At 72.6% G+C, this 17,644-nt stretch carries 14 protein-coding genes; 9 read left to right on the forward strand and 5 right to left on the reverse strand.

Translation table 11 applies throughout. The features are described 5' to 3' along the window. The first annotated feature begins 180 nt into the window (after positions 1 to 180). The 3 genes from O7631_RS03000 to nagA are packed head-to-tail and all read left to right on the forward strand — an operon-like array spanning position 181 to position 3,184. Positions 181 to 1,110 (forward strand): SIS domain-containing protein, encoded by a 930-nt coding sequence (locus O7631_RS03000; RefSeq protein WP_278142914.1) that lies wholly within the window; start codon positions 181 to 183, stop codon positions 1,108 to 1,110. After that, positions 1,107 to 2,078 carry an ROK family protein gene (locus O7631_RS03005; protein ID WP_278142915.1) on the forward strand — a complete coding sequence of 324 codons (972 nt, stop codon included), beginning with the start codon at positions 1,107 to 1,109 and terminating at the stop codon, positions 2,076 to 2,078. Before O7631_RS03000 ends, O7631_RS03005 begins: the two co-directional genes overlap by 4 nt. Further along, positions 2,075 to 3,184 (forward strand): N-acetylglucosamine-6-phosphate deacetylase, encoded by a 1,110-nt coding sequence (gene nagA / locus O7631_RS03010; protein WP_278142916.1) that lies wholly within the window; start codon positions 2,075 to 2,077, stop codon positions 3,182 to 3,184. Before O7631_RS03005 ends, nagA begins: the two co-directional genes overlap by 4 nt. 239 nt (positions 3,185 to 3,423) lie before the next feature. Here the strand turns inward: nagA and O7631_RS03015 are convergent, their stop codons facing one another. After that, complete coding sequence (locus tag O7631_RS03015; protein WP_278142917.1) at positions 3,424 to 4,647, reverse strand: DUF4032 domain-containing protein; 1,224 nt, start codon at positions 4,645 to 4,647, stop codon at positions 3,424 to 3,426. A 120-nt stretch (positions 4,648 to 4,767) separates the two neighbouring features. Here O7631_RS03015 and O7631_RS03020 point away from each other — a divergent pair, with 120 nt between their 5' ends. Together O7631_RS03020 and O7631_RS03025 are read left to right on the forward strand one after the other, a co-directional pair. Further along, positions 4,768 to 5,505: a phosphatase PAP2 family protein gene (locus O7631_RS03020; RefSeq protein WP_278147822.1), complete on the forward strand. Its 738-nt coding sequence runs from the start codon at positions 4,768 to 4,770 to the stop codon at positions 5,503 to 5,505. An 11-nt stretch (positions 5,506 to 5,516) separates the two neighbouring features. Continuing rightward, positions 5,517 to 6,782 carry an APC family permease gene (locus O7631_RS03025; protein WP_278142918.1) on the forward strand — a complete coding sequence of 422 codons (1,266 nt, stop codon included), beginning with the start codon at positions 5,517 to 5,519 and terminating at the stop codon, positions 6,780 to 6,782. On the opposite strand, the gene O7631_RS03030 is transcribed toward O7631_RS03025, so the two are convergent. Genes O7631_RS03030 through O7631_RS03045 form a run of 4 tightly spaced genes read right to left on the reverse strand, consistent with a single transcriptional unit; the run spans position 6,761 to position 13,508 of the window. Then, positions 6,761 to 7,546 carry an ABC transporter permease gene (locus tag O7631_RS03030; protein ID WP_278142919.1) on the reverse strand — a complete coding sequence of 262 codons (786 nt, stop codon included), beginning with the start codon at positions 7,544 to 7,546 and terminating at the stop codon, positions 6,761 to 6,763. The two genes, O7631_RS03025 and O7631_RS03030, sit on opposite strands and share 22 nt — an antisense overlap. Next, positions 7,543 to 8,532, reverse strand: coding sequence for an ATP-binding cassette domain-containing protein (locus O7631_RS03035; RefSeq protein ID WP_278142920.1), 990 nt, complete (start codon positions 8,530 to 8,532; stop codon positions 7,543 to 7,545). Before O7631_RS03035 ends, O7631_RS03030 begins: the two co-directional genes overlap by 4 nt. A 30-nt stretch (positions 8,533 to 8,562) precedes the next feature. Further along, positions 8,563 to 11,412 (reverse strand): BTAD domain-containing putative transcriptional regulator, encoded by a 2,850-nt coding sequence (locus O7631_RS03040; protein ID WP_278142921.1) that lies wholly within the window; start codon positions 11,410 to 11,412, stop codon positions 8,563 to 8,565. A 29-nt stretch (positions 11,413 to 11,441) separates the two neighbouring features. Continuing rightward, complete coding sequence (locus O7631_RS03045; RefSeq protein ID WP_278142922.1) at positions 11,442 to 13,508, reverse strand: NAD-binding protein; 2,067 nt, start codon at positions 13,506 to 13,508, stop codon at positions 11,442 to 11,444. A gap of 94 nt (positions 13,509 to 13,602) precedes the next feature. Between O7631_RS03045 and O7631_RS03050 the strand changes: the two genes are divergently transcribed. From O7631_RS03050 to O7631_RS03065, 4 genes are all read left to right on the forward strand, one after another. After that, positions 13,603 to 14,085 carry an MSMEG_6728 family protein gene (locus O7631_RS03050; RefSeq protein WP_278142923.1) on the forward strand — a complete coding sequence of 161 codons (483 nt, stop codon included), beginning with the start codon at positions 13,603 to 13,605 and terminating at the stop codon, positions 14,083 to 14,085. Between the two features lie 26 nt (positions 14,086 to 14,111). Continuing rightward, the gene (locus O7631_RS03055) at positions 14,112 to 15,641 is read left to right on the forward strand and encodes an FAD-dependent oxidoreductase (RefSeq protein WP_278142924.1); all 1,530 of its coding nucleotides are present in this window, start codon (positions 14,112 to 14,114) and stop codon (positions 15,639 to 15,641) included. A gap of 90 nt (positions 15,642 to 15,731) precedes the next feature. Further along, positions 15,732 to 16,931: a hypothetical protein gene (locus O7631_RS03060; protein ID WP_278142925.1), complete on the forward strand. Its 1,200-nt coding sequence runs from the start codon at positions 15,732 to 15,734 to the stop codon at positions 16,929 to 16,931. A gap of 211 nt (positions 16,932 to 17,142) precedes the next feature. After that, entirely contained in the window at positions 17,143 to 17,586 is a 444-nt protein-coding gene (locus tag O7631_RS03065) for an HNH endonuclease (protein ID WP_088987353.1), read from the forward strand. Positions 17,587 to 17,644: the final 58 nt, after the last annotated feature.

Below are 17,644 nucleotides of genomic sequence, written 5' to 3' on the forward strand. Positions count from 1 at the left end.
CTGCACGGACGGTGATTGATTGCGTGCACACTAGTGCGCGAAACTAGGTGGGCGCAAAAGACTGACCTGCGCGATCGGCTGGCCGGTTGCCACGGCCACCCGCATTCGCGCAGAATAACGCGCGAAATGCGGGTCTAACGAGCCGTATTGCGCACCGGTCGCCCCTGCGAGGAGTTTGCCATGGCGTACGTGGACGCGGAGATCGCGAGCCAACCCGACTGTTGGCGGGAGGCGGCCGAACTGGCCGGCGTCGTCCACGGCGACCTGCCGCGCCCCGGTGAACGAGTCGCGGTGGTCGGTTGCGGCACGTCGTGGTTCATGGCGATGGCGTACGCGGCCCGCCGCGAGCAGGCCGGTCAGGGTGAGACCGACGCGTTCCAGGCGTCCGAGTTCCCCACCGGCCGCCACTACGACCGGCTGATCGCCATCAGCCGCTCCGGCTGCACCACCGAGGTGCTCGAACTGCTCGCCGCACTGCGTGGACGGACACCCACCACTGTCATCGTCGGCGACCCGGCGTCCCCGGCGGTCGACCTCGCCACCGCCGCGGTGACCATGCCCTTCGCCGACGAGCGGTCGGTGGTGCAGACCCGCTTCGCGACCACCGCGCTGGCTCTGCTCCGCGCCCACCTCGGCGACCCGGTCACCGCGCTCGCCGCCGACGCCGAGGTGGCGGTGCGCTCTCCGCTGCCGATCGACCCGGCCACCATCGGGCAGGTCACCTTCCTGGGTCGGGGGTGGACGATCGGGTTGGCCCAGGAGGCCGCCCTGAAGTGCCGCGAAACGGCGATCTTCTGGGCCGAGGCGTACCCGGCGATGGACTACCGACACGGGCCCATCTCGGTCGCCGCACCCGGCCGCCTGGTCTGGGCGTTCGGCGAACTGCCCGACGGGCTACCCGAGGACGTGGCCGCCACCGGCGCGGCTTTCGTACACAGCCGCACCCACGGTTGGCGCACGGTGCTCGGCAGCTGGTCCGCCGGTCGTACCCCGGTCGACCCGATGGCCGACCTGATCCTGGCGCAACGCTTCGCTGTCGCGTTGGCCACCAGCCGGGGCCTCGACCCGGACGCGCCCCGGCACCTGTCCCGGGCCGTGGTGCTGGCATGAACAGCGGCGGCGCCGCGCCTACCGACCCGGTGGTCGTCGCGCTGGATGTCGGTGGCACCGGCATGAAGTGCGCCCTGGTCCGGCCGGACGGCGTCGCGGTACGCACCGAGCGGCACCCCACCGACGCCGCGCGCGGTCCGGCGGCAGTGGTCGCCACCATCCTGGACGTCGCCGAAGGGCTCGCCGACAAGGCCCGCGCCGACGGCCTCACACCGATCGCTGTCGGCATCGCCGTCCCCGGTGTCGTGGACGAGGCGCGCGGGGTCGCGGTCTGGTCGGCGAACGTGGGCTTCCGGGACGTACCCCTGCGGGATTTGGCGGTGCGGCGGCTCGGCCTGCCGACGGCGCTCGGCCACGACGTGCGTGTCGGTGGTCTCGCCGAGGCCCGGCTCGGCGCCGGTCGCGGCACCGGGCACGTGCTGTTCGTGGCGATCGGCACCGGCATCGCCGCGGCGCATGTCGTCGACGGCCACGCCGCAGTGGGCGCGCACGGCGCCGCCGGGGAGATCGGCCACATCCTGGTCCGGCCGGACGGCCCGCGCTGCGGCTGCGGCCGCCCCGGCTGCCTGGAGGCGGTCGCCTCGGCCGCGGCGGTCGGACGCCGGTACGCCGAACTGGCCGGTGAGGCGGCCGACGCTCCGGTGTCAGCGGCCGAGGTGGCCGAACGGGCCGCGACCGGCGAACCACTCGCCAGCCAGGTCTGGCAGGAGACGGTCGAGGCGCTCGCCGACGGCCTGGCCAGCGGGCAGGCGCTGTTCGACGTGGCGACGATAGTGCTCGGCGGCGGCCTCGCCCAGGCCGGCGATCTGCTGCTGACCCCGCTGCGGGCGGCGCTGCACGAGCGGATGACCTTCCACCGGGAGCCGCAACTGGTCGCGGCAGCCCTCGGCGACGAGGCTGGTTGCCTCGGTGCCGCCCTGCTCGCATTGGACGCCGTGCGCGGCCACGACCACCAGGAGAAACGATGACGGTACGGGTGAACGGCCGCGTGGTGACCCCGACCGGTGTCATCCGACAGGGCTGCGTCGAGTGGGACGGGGATCGGATCACCGCCGTCGCCGAGTACCCGACGGTCCGTGACGGGCACTGGATCCTGCCGGGCTTCGTCGACATGCACACGCACGGCGGTGGCGGGCACACCTTCACGATCGGGGACGCCGAGGAGGCCCGGGCGGCTGCCGACTTCCACCTCGCGCACGGCACGACCACCCTGTTGGCGAGCCTGGTCAGCGCGCCCTTCGAGTTGATGCGCTCGGCCACCGAGGCGTTCGGCCCGCTGGTGGAGGAGGGCGTGCTGGCGGGTGTCCACTTCGAGGGGCCCTACCTCTCCGCGACGCGTTGCGGCGCGCAGAACCCGGAGTACCTCCGCGACCCGTCGACCGACGAGCTGACCGAACTGATCAAGCTGGGCCGGGGCGCGGTCCGGATGGTCACCCTCGCCCCGGAGCGCGACGGCGCGTTGGAGGCGATCAGGCTGCTCGCCTCGCAGCGGGTGGTGGCGGCGGTCGGCCACACCGACGCCACGTACGAGCAGACCCGGGCCGCCGTCGCCGCCGGCGCCAGCGTCGGCACCCACCTGTTCAACGGCATGCGACCGGTGCACCACCGCGAGCCGGGCCCGGTGGTGGCGCTGCTCGACGCGCCCACAGTCATCTGCGAGCTGGTCGCCGACGGGGTGCACCTGCACGACGGCATGCTGACCTACGTCGCCGCGACCGCCGGCCCGGACCGGGCCGCGCTGATCACCGACGCGATGGCCGCGGCCGGAATGGCCGACGGGGAGTACGAACTGGGCGGTCAGGCCGTCACGGTGACCGACGGGGTGGCCCGGCTCGCCCGTGACGGCGCGATCGCCGGAAGCACCCTGACCATGGACGCCGCACTGCGGCACGCCGTGAATGCCGGAATCCCGATCGCCGACGCGGCTCGCATGGTGGCCACCACCCCGGCCCGGGCCATCGGCCTGGGCGACCGGGTCGGTGCCCTCCAGGTCGGACTCCGCGCCGACCTGGTGGTGCTGGACGACGACCTGAACGTGGTGCGGGTGCTGCGCGGAGGCTCCTGGGTGGACTGACCGTTACTGCCCCTGCTGAGCGCCAGGCGCTACCGACCGCGCCTGGTTCACCGCCTGTCGAGCTGCCCCAGATTTGGGGCAGACCAGGCGCGCGAGCAGCCTGACGCGGGGATTGTCTCCACAGTGCCGCTCACGCCGAGCTGCCCCACATCCGGGGCAGCTCGACAGGGCACCTGGAGAGCCTTCGGAGCTGAATCGCCTACGACATCAGCTCCGAAGGCAGACGACCAGGCTGGATCTCAGCTGAGGCTGGGGACTTCCACGCCGAGGATGGCCTGCTCGTCGGGGCGGTGCACCAGCACGTCGGCCAGGTACGACTGGACCGCGTGACGCATCCCGACGTCCCGGCCGGCCTGCTCGGAGAGCAGCCACTTGTGCTCGATGATCTGCGCGAACAGCTCCTGCGGCTCCAACTTGCGACGCAGGTGCGCGGGAACCGCCCGGACGACCGGCTCGAAGACCTCGGTCAGCCAACGGTGCGCGGCCTGCTGCTCGTCGATCAGGTCGCTCTCCGCCCGGTAGGCGTCCAGGTCGTTGAGCAGCTTGCGAGCCTGGTTCTCCTCGGCGTCGAGACCGGTCAGCCGCAACAGCCGCCGGGTGTGGTAGCCCGCGTCCACCACCTTCGGCCGGACCAGGAAACGCCCGTCCTCGCCACCCGACATGGCCACCTCGGCCACGTCGAAGCCCAACTCGTTGAGGCGGCGGATCCGGCCCTCGATGTCGCGCCGTGCCTCCCGCTCGATCGCCTGCTCGTAGGTGATCTCGTGCCACAGCCGCTCGTAGCGCTGCACGACCTCCTCGCAGACCACCTCCGGGTCGATGGACTCGTGCAGCAGGCCGGCGGCCTGCAGGTCCAACGCCTCGCCGAAGATGTTCACCCGGGCGATCTCCAGGTCCTCACCGCGCTGACCGTTGGAGAGCGAGTTGTGCAACGCGCCGGTCTCCGCGTCCACCAGGTAGGCGGCGAACGCGCCCGCGTCCCGGCGGAACAGCGTGTTCGACAGCGAGCAGTCGCCCCAGAAGAAGCCGGTCAGGTGCATGCGCACGATCAGGGCGGCGAGCGCGTCGAGCAGCCGGCTCATCGTCTCCGGTCGCAGCGTGTGCGAGAAGAGCGCACGGTACGGCAACGAGAACTGAAGGTGCCGGGTGATCAGCACCGATTCGAGGGGCTCCCCGTCCTCGGTCTGCCGGTCGGCGACGACCGCCACCGCCTCGACCGAGGGAAAGTCGATCCTCTCCAGGGCCCGGAGCAGGTCGTACTCCCGCTCGGCGATCCGCTCGCGGGTCTCCTTGAACGCGTAGACGTAGTCACCGAGCCGGACGAACCGGACGATGTGTCGGGAGATGCCCTGCGGCAGGGCCACCAGATGTTGGGCAGGCCACTCCTCCAGCGGAGTCGACCAGGGCAGGTCGAGCAGCGCCGGGTCCACGAGGGCAGACGTGATCCGCACGGGCACAAGCATGACTGGTCGCCCCCCGCATCCGCCTCACTTCGTGGTTGGGCCCACAGCGCCGAACACCCCGGCCTCGCACCGGGCCGGTAGCGTGGTCGCGTGCTCAAACCCACGGCGGTACGACGTGACCTGCGGCTACGGCCAGTCCGCCCGGCCGGCTGGTGGTTCGACGCGCTGCTGCTGGTCGGATTGGTCGGGTTGACCGTGGCGCTCGCCGCCGATCAACTCTTCGGGTTGGACCGGGCTGTCGCCGACTGGGCCGACGCGCACCGACCGACGGCCGCGTACTGGGTCGCCCGGGTGCTGAACTTCCTCGGCCAGGGCACCCCGCTCACCCTGATCGGCGTCGGGTTGGGCGTGCTGCTGGCCGTGCGGCTGCGGTCGGTGCGGCCGATCCTGCTACCGGTGGTCGGGTTCGTGATCACCACCTTCACGATCGGCCCGCTGAAGGTCTGGACCGCGCGGGCGGCACCGAGCGCCAGCGTCAAGGAGCCGTTCCTGACACCCGAGCAGACCCTGCCGCTGTTCCACGACGACCTGCCGGTGCGATTCGCCCAGTCCTACCCCTCGGGGCACGTCGCCAACGCCATCGTCTGGTACGGCGTCATCGCGCTGCTGCTCGCCCCGCTGGCCCGCAGCTTCGGTCGACAACTCCCGAGCCGGCTGGTCGCCGTGATCCGCATCGTCCCGCCGCTGGTGGTCCTCACCACCACCACCTACCTGGGTTGGCACTGGCTGACCGACTCGGTGGCCGGGCTGCTGCTGGGCCTGCTCCTGGACCGGCTGCTGCACCGGGTGCCCTGGGACAACCTGCCCCTACCCGGCCGGTTACGGGAATGGGACCGGCCGTTCACGTCGTACCCCTAAGGTTTCGGTCCGTGGATCAACTGGCGCGGCGGCTCGGCGTACCCGATGCGGTTGTCATCGGTCTGGGCTCGATGCTCGGTGCGGGCGTCTTCGTGGTCTTCGGTCCGGCTGCGGCGGCGGCCGGCGGCGCCGGCCTGCTGCCCGCGCTGGTGCTCGCCGGTGTCATCGCCTTCTGCAACGCGACCAGTTCGGCGCGGCTGGCGGCCCGTTACCCGGAGTCCGGCGGCACCTACGTCTACGGCCGGGAACGTCTCGGGCCGTTTGCCGGGTTCGTGGCCGGTTGGGGGTTCGTGGTCGGCAAGACGGCGAGCTGTGCGGCGATGGCGTTGACCATCGGGGCGTACCTGTGGCCGGGGCAGGCCCGGCTCGTCGCGGTCGGCGCGGTGCTCGCGGTGACCGCCGTGAACCTGCGGGGCATCGCCAAGACGGCCACCGCCACGAAGCTGCTGGTGGTGCTCGTGCTCGCGGTGCTGACAGTGGTCGCTGTGGTCGGCGTGGTGGGCGGTCCGGTGCGCCTGGACCGGTTGGGCGAGCCGGGCGGTTCCGCCCGGGGCGTGCTCACCGCGGCAGGGCTGCTGTTCTTCGCCTTCGCCGGGTACGCCCGGATCGCCACCCTCGGCGAGGAGGTCCGCGACCCGCACCGGACCATCCCCCGCGCGGTGCCGCTGGCCCTCGGGCTGGTGTTCGCGATCTACCTGGTGCTGGCAGTGGTCACGCTCGGCGTGCTCGGCGCCGACCGGCTGGCCGGGTCCGCCGCGCCCCTGGTCGACGTGGTGACCGCCGCCGGGCTGCCCGGCCTGGCCTGGGTGGTCCGGGCCGGGGCGACAATCGCTGTCGTCGGCGTGCTGTTGTCCCTGGTCGCCGGGGTGGGCCGGACCACCCTCGCCATGGCCCGCCGCCACGACCTGCCCGGCGCGTTGGCCGCCGTGCACCGGGTACGCCAGGTGCCCCACCGGGCCGAGGTGGCGGTGGCCGCCGTGGTGATCGTCGTGGTGCTGCTCGGCGACGTACGGCAGGCGATCGGCTTCTCCAGCTGCACGGTGCTGGTCTACTACGCGATCACCAACGCTGCGGCGCTCACGTTGGGCCGGGACCCGGACCGGCGGTTGCCGGTCCGGGTCGTCGCCGCTCTGGGGCTGGTCGGCTGTCTGCTGCTCGCTGTCAACCTGCCGCTCGGCAGCGTCCTCGCCGGGTTCGGCGTGCTCGCCGTCGGGGCCGCCTGGTACGCGCTGAGGGCGGGCCACCGGCGGCCTGGTCAGCGACTCAACCGCCGGTAGCGGCGCACCGCCAGCGGGGCGAAGATCGCGATCAGGAGCACCGGCCACAGCACCGCCAACAGCATGGCGTGCTCCGCCGGCCAGGAGTCGCCACCGAGCCCCGGGTTGCCGAACAACTCACGCATCGCCGCGACGGTGGCCGACAACGGGTTCCACTCCGAGATCGTTCCGATGACCGGCGGCATCAGCTCGGGCGACACGAACACGTTGGAGATCGCGGTGAGCGGAAACGCGGCCGGGAAGACGATCACGCCGACGGTGTCCGGGTTACGGACCAGCAGCGCCAGGTAGATCCCGGCCCAGGTGATCGCGACGCGGAGCAGCAGGAGCAGCCCGACGGCGAGCAGCGCCTTGCCCACACCCTGCCGCCACTGCCACCCGACGAGCAGACCACAGACCAGCAGGGTGGACATCTCCAGAAGCGCGCGGAGCAGGTCGGCAGCACTGCGGCCGGTCATCAGGGCGGACCGGGCCATCGGCATCGACCGGAACCGGTCGACGACACCTCGACTGAGGTCCAGAGCCACGCCGGTCGCGGTGGCGCCCAGGCCGTACAGCATCGTCATCACGAAGACACCGGGCAGCAGGAACTCGCGATAGTTGCCACCGCCGGCCACCTGCATGCCGCTGCCGAACACGTACCCGAAGACCAGCACGAACATGATCGGCAGCGAGAAGTAGAGGATGATCTCCTCCGGCGAGCGGACCACGTGGATCATGTTCCGCCTGGTCATCGTCCAACCGTCGGCCACCGCTGCCGTCATGCCAGGTCCGCCTTTCGTCCTACCCCGACGGGCTCGCGCGCCTCGTCGGGTCGGTGCCCGGTCAGGTACAGGAACGCCTCGTCCAGCGTCGCGCGCCGCAGGCCGATGTCCTCGACAGCGATTCCGGCGTCGTCCAACGCCCGCACCACGTCGACCAGCCCGGCGACCCGGTCGGCCACCGGGACGCTCAGTCGCCGGACCTCCGGGTCGGCCTCTGGTTCAGCGCCGCAGGTCGCCGCGACGACGCGGGCGGCCCGGGTCAGGGCGGCGGCGTCGCGTACCACCACCTCGACCCGGTCACCGCCGGTCATCGCCTTCAACTCGTCCGGTGAGCCCTCGGCCACCACCCGCCCGGCGTCGATCACCGAGATGCGGTGGGCGAGCTGGTCCGCCTCCTCCAGGTACTGCGTGGTGAGCAGCACTGTGGTCCCGTCCGCGACGAGGTCGCGAACCAGGTCCCACACCTGGTTGCGGCTGCGCGGGTCCAGGCCGGTGGTGGGTTCGTCGAGGAAGAGCACCCGCGGGGTACGGATCAGACTGGCGGCGAGGTCCAGCCGTCGACGCATCCCGCCCGAGTACTCCACTGCGGAGCGACTGGCCGCGTCCTCCAGTCCGAACCGTTCCAGCAACTCGTCGGCGCGTCGACGGGCCGCCCGGCGCCCGAGCCGGAACAGCCGGCCGAACAGCTCCAGGTTCTGCCGGCCGCTGAGGGTCTCGTCGACCGCCGCGTACTGCCCGGTCAGCCCGATCCGGGCGCGCACCTCGTCCGGCTGGCGCAGCACGTCGTACCCGGCCACGCTGGCCCGGCCCGCGTCGAACCGCAGCAGCGTGGCAAGGATCCGTACCGCCGTCGTCTTGCCCGCACCGTTGGGGCCGAGCAGCCCGTACACCGTGCCGGTCGGGACGGCCAGGTCGAACGAGTCCAGTGCGCGGGTCGGGCCGTACCGCTTGCCCAGGCCCTCGGCGACCACTTCGAATGACGTCATGCCCCCACGGTGCGGTGGTGCGCTGACGGGTCACGCACCGTCCGCTGACGGCGGCGCACCGGGCCCAACCTTCTCCGCCTCGGCGATCTGTTCGAGAACGAACATGACCTCCGTCCTCGTGGCCTCGCCGACGTACCAGCCGGTGAGGCCGCCGGTCAACGCCGCTTCGCAGAACCGCCTCGCCTCGACCAGGTCGCCGCTCAGTCGTGCCACCTGGGCGAGGCCGAGCCGCGCGGCGGAGACGAACTCCGGTGCGCCGCTGCGTTGCGCGAGGAGCAGGGCCGCGGCGAAGTCGTCGCGCGCCGCGGGGAGGTCACCGGCGCGCAGCCTGATCTCGCCCCGGGTACGCAGCATGTCGGCCTGGTCGACCACCGATTCGAGTTCTTCGGCCAGCCTCATGGCCTGGTCCATGTAGGCGCCCGCCGCTTCGGGATCGTCGCGCCAGGCCGCGAGTTCGCCGAGCGCACCCAGAGTGATCATGGATCCCCAGCGGTCCCCGGTCTGCCGGAAACCGTCGAACGCGGTCTTCAGTTCTGTCCCGGCCTGGTCCCACCGACCGCTCCACATCTGCGCCGAGCCGCTCCCCATCGCGCCCAACGCGTTGATCCACATGTCCGAGCCGACCAGCCGCCGCAGCTCCCGCATCAGCTCGTTGACGTGCTCGGATCCACCCGACGGCGGCCCGGCCGAGATTCCCGACAGATACAGCAGGAAGGGTTGCCGGGGCGGTCGGTCGAGACTTCGGATGACGGAACGCTGCGTACCCAGTGAGTCCAGCGGCCCGGACCCGCCGAGCGAGGCGTTGTAGACGCAGAGCGCGTACTCCTCGCGTAGCCCCGGGGGCGCTTCGGCGCCGAGCAGATCGAGGACGTCGGCGGCCAGCCGGGCGCCCTCGCCCCGCATGCCGCGCAGCCACCAGTAGAACGACAGCGCCGCGACCATCCCGGCCGCGTCGGCCGCGTCGCCGGCTACGGTGGCGCGGCGCAGCGCGGCGTGGAGGTTGTCCCGTTCGGCGTCGAGCCGTCGCAACCAGTGCACCTGCTCCGTGCGCCGGAGGTGGTCGCTGGCGGTCCAGGCGAACTCCAGGAAGTACGCGACGTGCGCGCGACGCTGGTCGTCGGCCTCGCCCGCGTCGGCGAGACGCTCGGCGCAGAACGCACGGACCGTCTCCAACATCCGGTAGCGACCACCTGACATCTCCACGAAGGACTTGTCGACGAGACCGGTCAGCGCCTCCACGAAGTCCTCGCCGGACATGCCGCACACCTGCCCGGCCGCTTCCAGCGTCGCGCCGCCGGCGAAGACGGTGAGGCGGCGGGCCAGTCTGCGTTCGGCGTCGTCGAGCAGGTCCCAGCTCCACTCGACCACCGCCCGGAGAGTGCGGTGTCGCGGCGGCGCGGCCCGGCTGCCCATCGACAGCAGCCGCACCCGGTCGTCGAGGCGGGCGGCCACCTCGGCGACCGGCAGCGCACGCAGCCGGGCGGCGGCCAACTCGATCGCCAACGGCAGGCCGTCGAGGGTGCGGCAGATCCGCAGCACCAGGTCGACGTTGGTGGGCGTGATGGTGAAGTCGGGCGCGACGTCGGCGGCCCGCTGGGCGAAGAGTCGGACGGCGGCGAAGTCGTCGGCGTGCCGCGCGGACGCACCCGGTGGTGGCACGGTGAGCCCGGACAGCGCGCACAACGCCTCGCCGGCCAACCCGAGCGGCTCACGGCTCGTGGCCAGGACACGCATCGCCGGGCACGCGCCCAACAACCGGGCGGCCAGCCGGGCAGCGTCGGCGATGACGTGCTCGCAGTTGTCGAGCACCAACAGCAGCCGGCGCTCGGCGAGCGCCTCGACCAGCCGGTCGGTGGGTTGCCGACCCGGCTCGGCCGGGGCGCGCAGGCCCGCGTCGCGCAGGCCGAGCGCGGTCAACACCGCCTGCGGTACGTCCGAACCGTCGGCCAATCCGGCCAACTCGACGAAGCGCACCTCCCCGTCCTGACGGCCGGCTGCCTCGATCGCCAACCGGGTCTTGCCGGCTCCTCCGGGACCGATGAGGGTTACCAGCCGCCGCTCGCCGAGCAGATCGCCGACGCGCTTGAGCTCTTCGTCCCTCCCGACGAACGTGGTGAGCTGGCTCGGCAACGCCCGTCGGGTCGACCCGCTCGCCAAACCCCGCAGCACCGCGAGGTGGATCGCGGCCAGCTCCGCCGACGGGTCGGTGCCGAGTTGCTCGGCCAACGTGCTCCGGGCGGCCTCGAACTCGGCCAGCGCCTCCGCCGGCCGGCCCAGTGCGGACAGCGCACGCATGAGCTGGCCCCGTGACCGCTCCCGCAGCGGATGAGCGACGACGAACTCCCGCAGCTCCGCGACCAGTGCGGCCGACGCACCCATCGCCAGGTCCGCGTCGACCCGGTCTTCGATCGCGGCCAGCCGCAGCTCGTCCAGCCGGGCCGCCTGCGCGGGCGCACCCGGTACGTCGGCCAGGGCGGGGCCACGCCACAGCTCCAGCGCCTCGCGCAACACGGTCGCCGCTCGGGGCCAGTCACCACCGGCGAGCGCGCGCCGCCCGGCCTCGGCACGTCGCTCGAACCGGTACGCGTCGACATCCTCGGGATTAACGGCGAGGCGGTAGCCGGCCCTGTGGAACTCGACCGGGTTCTCCTCGGCGGGCAGCGCCTGGCGCAGGCGCGACACCTGGGACTGGAGCGCGTTGGCCGCGCCTCGGGGCGGGTGTTCGCCGTACAGGCCGTCGATCAGTCGGTCGGCGGAGACGACGCGTCCCGCGTCGAGCAGGAGGAGCGCCAGCAGCGCGCGCAGCCGAGGGCCGCCCACGGGAATCTCGCGCCCGTCGGCCAGCAGCACCTGGGTCGGCCCCAGGATGCGGAAACGCATGCGTGGATTGTCGCTCAGAGGCAGGACGATCAGCCGGACCGCGTCGCGCGGGGATCAGGTTCGTCCCGGGGACGGGCGTCGTCCGCCGACGCGCTGGTCCACAGGTCAGCACCCGCGCCCTGGGCCGGCGGCACGGCCCCGACGGTTGGCGAGCGGGACGGTGACACCGGGTGGGCCGCGCCGGGGGCGGAGGCTGCCACCTCCTGATCGCTCGGCCCGGCCGCCGAGGCGTGCTCGGCGGGGACGGGCAGCGAGCCCGCGGATCGGGCGGCGCCGGGTGACGCCGGCACGGGCCGGGGCACCGATCCGACGTGGTCGGGAGGCGTCAGCGTCCGGCCCGGCACGGGTGGCGCGCACTGCCGGGTCAACCAGTCCAGCCCCCGTCGGCGGGCGACGACAGTCAACCGGTCGCCCGCGAAGATCACCTGTCGGGGGTCGAGGTCCTTCCACCAGATCGTCTTGCCACCGCCGGCCGGAGTCCGGGCGATCAGTCGGACCTGCCCGTCCCGGTTGACCACGTCCAGCGGTCGTCCGTCCAGCTCGGATCCGGCGGCGACCGGCACCTCGGCGACCGGCAGCGCGTGCCGGTCGACCGGGATTGTGGTGATCACCGCGCGTTCGGTGAGTGCACCGATGAAGGCCGGGGCGGCCAGGTAGGAGACCGACCGGGACACCCCGAGGGCGAAGGTCTCCTCCACCCGCTCGGCGAAGTCACCGTCGAAGAACCGCAGCACCACCCGCAGGTCGTTACGCAGATCGCGGGCGGTGAGCGCCGCCTCCAGGTTGGCGACGTCGTCGGTGGACGCCACCACCAGTGCCTGACACTCCGCCACCGACGCGGCGACGAGTGTCTCCGGCAGTGCGGCGTCGCCGACGATCAGCGGCACCTCCAGTTGACGGGCCAGGGCGGCGCCGCGCGGCTCCGGGTCCTTGTCGATCGCCACCACCTCGACGTCGTACTCGCGCAGTTGCGCCATCACCCGGGTGCCGACGTTGCCCAGACCGATCACCACGACGTGCCCGGCCCGCGCCGGCTGCAACCGGCCGGTGTGCAGAGCCAGCCGGGCGTTGACGATGCCGTCCACCACCACCGCGGTGATCAGCGGGATGAGCGCCAGGCCGGCCAGGTTGAGCACCACCTGCATGATCTGCGCGTCCGCCGGCTTGCCAGTGTCCGGGTCGGCGCCGCTGAGCGTGGTGACGAGCGTCAGATACAACGCCTCCAACGGAGACACGTTCTCGGCGCGGGAGATCAGCGCCCCCAGCACCGCGATCAGCGCGAGCACCAGCATCACCGCGATGCCGATCTTGCGGGTGGCGAAGCCACGTACGGCCCGCACCAGGACCGCGATCGGGCGACGCCGCCGACGGGCCCGGACCAATCGACGGGCGGCGACCTCGGTGCCCGGCGGCTGCCCGGTCGCCTCGGCGAGCACCAGGTCCGCGCCGGCCTGCTCGGCCGGCAGCAACTCCACCCCCTGCGCCTCGGTGAGGTGGGCCAACGCGCACACCACGTCCTGCGGTCGGACGTCGGCCCGCCGCGCAACCCGCAGCGTCTTGTCCCGATGTTGGAAGGAACTGGGGTCGACCTCGCCGAGCGCGGCGGCCACGAAGGCCGGTGCGGCCATCTCGGCGTCGGAGAGCACCTCGACGGGTGCCTTCAGCAGTTTGCGCACGCCGTCGGCGAGGGTGCCGTTGAACATCCGCAGCACCTGGCGGACCCGCTGGTCGACGGCCTGCGCGCAGAGTGCGGCGTGCAGGTTGCCGACGTCGTCCTGGTTGAGCAGGGCCAATCCGGCCGCCCCGGCCAGACCGGCGGTCTCGAAGGTGTCCACGTCCAGCCGGTCCGAGCGGACCACCCGAACCCCGCGCAGCGCCGCCACGTCCGGGCCGTTGCTGCGGTAGCGCTCGGGCACCACGACTGTCACCCGGGCCCCACCCACCGGCAGTTCGGATTCGAGCATCGCCCGGGCCACGTAGTAGGCAAGCGCGTCCTTGCCGCAGACCACGTAGTGCGGGCGCGGATCGCCGACGGAGCGCAGCCGCCAGTTCCACTCGACCGCCCGTCGCGCCCGGTCCCGCCACGGCTCTGCCATGCCCGGATCGTAATCAGCGCTGCCCTGCTGGGCGACCCTGTCCGGATCATCCCCGGTCAGGCATGCCCGGCCCGGCGACGGGTAGAGCAGCGGCATGCAGACGTTCCTCCCGTACCCGGACTTCGTGGCCAGCGCCCGCACGCTGGACCAGAAGCGGCTGGGCAAGCAGCGGGTGGAGGCCATCCAGGTGCTACGCGGGCTGACGCGACCCGACTACGGCTGGCGCAACCACCCGGCCGTGAAGATGTGGGCCGGGTACGAGGAGGCGCTCACCCGCTACGGGCTGGACATGTGCGCGGTGTGGACCGAGCCGGGGCGGGCGGACACCTGCGCCACCACGATGACCGTCGACCTCGCCGCCGCCTGCGGGGCCGCTGTCGTACGCACCCAGGCGGAGCTCGAACGGGCCGGCGAGCTGCCCCCGTGGTTGGGCCGCGACGACCTGCACCTGAGCCACCGCTCGTCGTTGCTGCGCAAGGACCCGTCGCACTACCGCCCCCTGTTCGGCGACGACGTGCCGGAGGATCTGGAGTACGTCTGGCCCGCCTCCGACCGCGAGCGCCGCTGCCTTCCGTAGGGGAGACTGGCCGACGGAGGTGTGCCATGGCGTTGTCGCAAGTGGTGGGTCGGCTCATCGGCGTACGGCAACACGTGGTGGACCCGGGCGGCGGTGGCGCGGACCGCGTGCCGCGACCCACCACGGCGGTGGTGGTCGGTGGCGGCATCGCCGGCATGTCGGCGGCGGTGGTGCTGGCCGAGCGGGGTGTGACGGTGACCGTGCTGGAGGCCGCGGCGACGCTCGGCGGTCGACTGGGCGCCTGGCCGGAGGCTCTTCCGGACGGCAGTCAGCAGAACGAGCACGGCTTCCACGCGTTCTTCCGGCAGTACTACAACTGGCGCTCGATCCTCCGCCGCGTCGACACTGATCTGGGCTTCCTCAAGCCCATTCCGGGCTACCCGATCCTCAGTGAACAGTGGCCGACCGAGGAGTTCGGCAGGCTGCCACCGGCGCCGCCGGCGAACCTGCTCGCGCTGCTGCTGCGCAGCCCCAGCCTGCGCCTGGCCGACCTGCGTCTGATGGATCGGGACGCCGCGTTGCCGCTGCTCACCTACGATCCGGTACGCACCTACGCCGAGTTGGACGACACCACCGCCGACGAGTTGCTGGCCTCGCTGCGGCTGCCGGACCGGGCCCGGGCGATGCTGTTCGAGGTCTTCTCGCACTCGTTCTTCAACCACGAGGCCGAGATGTCGGCCGCCGAGATGGTCGCGCAGTTCCACTTCTACCTGCTCGGCAACCCGGAGGGGCTGGCGTTCGACTGCCCCGACGAGGACTACGCAACGGCGATCTGGGAGCCGCTTACCCGGCACGTCGAGAAGCACGGCGGGCGGGTGCTCACCAGCTCCGCCGCGACCGGTGTGCACCGCGACGCCGACGGCTGGCGGGTGACGACCACCGACGGCGGCAGCCACCAGGCCGGGCACGTGGTGCTGGCCGTCGACCCGCCGGCGCTCGCCGCGCTGGTCGCGGCGTCTCCCGATCTCGTCGAGCAGGCACCGGAGCTGGCGGCACGGATGCCCGCGTTCGGTCGGCCCGGTCCGCCGTACGCGGTGGCGCGCTACTGGTGCGACGGGGACGTGGCCGCCGAGCGGGCGGTGTTCAGCGGGGTGTCCCGGCAGCCCACTCTGGATTCGGTGACGCTCTACCACCGGTTGGAGGACGAGCCGAGGCGCTGGGCGCGGCAGACCGGCGGGTCGGTCATCGAGCTGCACGCGTACGCCTGCGAGCCCGGCGTTCCGGCCGACGAGCTGGCCGAGCGGATGCGCCGCGAGCTGGTCGCGCTCTGGCCGGAGGCCGGTGACCTGCGGGTCCGCGAGTTGCGGGCGCGGGTCGAGGCGCAGGCGCCGGCGTTCACGCCGGGCAGCCACGCCTGGCGTCCGGGGGTACGCACCGACGCGCCCGGCGTCTACCTGGCCGGTGACGGCATCGCCACGGACTTCCCGAGCGCTTTGATGGAACGCTCCGCGGCGACCGGAATCATCGCCGCGAACCACATCCTGCGGGCCGAGGGCGCGTCGGCCGAGCCGGTGCGTTCGATCCGACCGCGAGGGCTGCTGGCCGGACGAGGCTAGCCGAATCGACAAAACCCGACATAAGCCACATAAGCTGCCGTACGCTCGAATGATCAACCGTCGATCGGCCGGGCGGGAGGGCAGCGGACGATGTCACCACTGCACCGCGCCGGCGGCGACAACCACATCGACGAGATCGGCCGCGACGACGCGTACCCACTGATCCGCGACGAACGCTCCTGCATCGTCACCGCGTTACGACTGGGCTGGTGGATGGCCGACGCCTACCACCACGGTCAACACGCGGACCTGGGAGCAGCGTCCGCCGAGGCGCGTCCGGCCGTACCACCGGCCAAACTCTCCAACCTCACCGAGATGTCCCCGCACCGACGGATGCGGATGTACCTCGACGGCGTGGACGTCGCCCTGGCCCAGATCGCCGAACTCACCCGACACAACGGGCCGGTGCCCGACACCGCCGCCGCCCGGACCCTCCTGCCCGACCTGGACCGGCCCGACACCGCCGACCCGGTGCCGCTGCTGCTCGCGCTCGATGACCTCAACGTGGACGTGCTCCGCTGGGCGATGGCCACGAACCACCGGGTCGGCCTGGCCTACCGACTGGGCCGGTCGGTGGCCGACACCGTCCGGGCCGGCGACGCCACCCAGTTGCTGAGGCAGTTCGGCGGTCGGCAGATCCAGATCAGCAGGTGGTTGGACGAGTTGGCCACGGTCCTGCCGCCGTACTCGGCAGCCGTGGTGCGTCGGTCACTGGCCGCCTGGTCGGACGCCGTCGACAGGGCGGGCCACGGCGATCCGACCGCGCCGACGCCCGTCGAGCTGAGCCGGGCGCTACGCGGCCAGGGTGACCTCTGGCGCGACGTGCTCACCGGCGGCCTGCACCCGCGCGACCTGCTCGACGAGGAGGACTACGCGGTGATCGCCAGGAACCTGATGATCCGGGACCGGCGACTGGTGGCGCAGGCGGCACGGGGCATCTTCTGGCCGGTGCTCGTACCCGTGCTGGTGGTGCTCTTCGCGGTGGTGGGCGTGAGTGCCGCCGCGGCCGCCGGCTCACCGGCCACCCGGGCCACCGTCGCCCTGGTGGGCCTCGGCGCCGGACTGGCCGCGATCTGGCGGTCGGTGTCCGGGCCGGCGCTGGCGGTCGCGGGCGAGGTCAACCGCCCGCTGCTGGACAGCGAACTCACCGCGCGGATGGCCGTGCGGTTGAACCGACCACTGACCACCGCGCAGGCACCGCCGCGAGCGACGTCCCGCCGCCAGCGGCGTCCCGAGAACGCGGGCCGATCGAAATACGTTGCCGGTGTCTCCCCCGCCGACCTACCGTGATCGCGCAAGGTCAACCACCACCGCAGGAGCAGCTATGACGATGTCGCACGTCACCACCGTGCCGTCGCCGCTGCCCAGCGACGGTTGGCGCGCGGAACGTCCCCGGGCGGGCCGGCCCGACTGACGCGTACCCGTACGCGTCGAGCCGCCCGTCCGACAGCCGGACCGGGCGGCTCTTCGCTGTCCGGTCACCGTTTGGAAAGGAGTCCCGGTGGACGCCGTCCTCGTCGTCAACGCCGACCTCGGCCCGCTGCACCGGGTCACCGTCCAACACGCCGTCCGGATGCTCTGCCGTCGGGTGGCCGAGATCCACGAGGCCGAGCCGGACCAGGTGATCGGGGTCTTCCCGATGCCCCGGGTGGTACGGCTCGTCCGCTACGTGGTCACCAGGTGGCGTTTCAGCTCCGGACCGGCCTGGTCCCGCTCCGGCGTGCTGCGCCGCGACGACAGGTGCTGCGCGTACTGCGGCGGAGCAGCCTCCACCATCGACCACATCCTGCCCCGCTCGCGCGGCGGCCGGAACACCTGGCGGAACACCACCGCCGCCTGCTACGCCTGCAACCAGCGCAAGGGCGACCGGACGCCGGCGGAGGCAGGCATGCCACTGCGCCGGGAACCGGTGAACCCGGGCTGGGGGGCACTGGCCGGGCGGTGACGGACCGGCCGGCGGGAACGGGGGGCCGTGTCCGGGTACATCCCGGCCACGGCACCCG

Origin of the sequence: Micromonospora sp. WMMD967 (assembly GCF_029626165.1) — a bacterium.
Classification (GTDB): Bacteria; Actinomycetota; Actinomycetes; order Mycobacteriales; family Micromonosporaceae; genus Micromonospora; species Micromonospora taraxaci.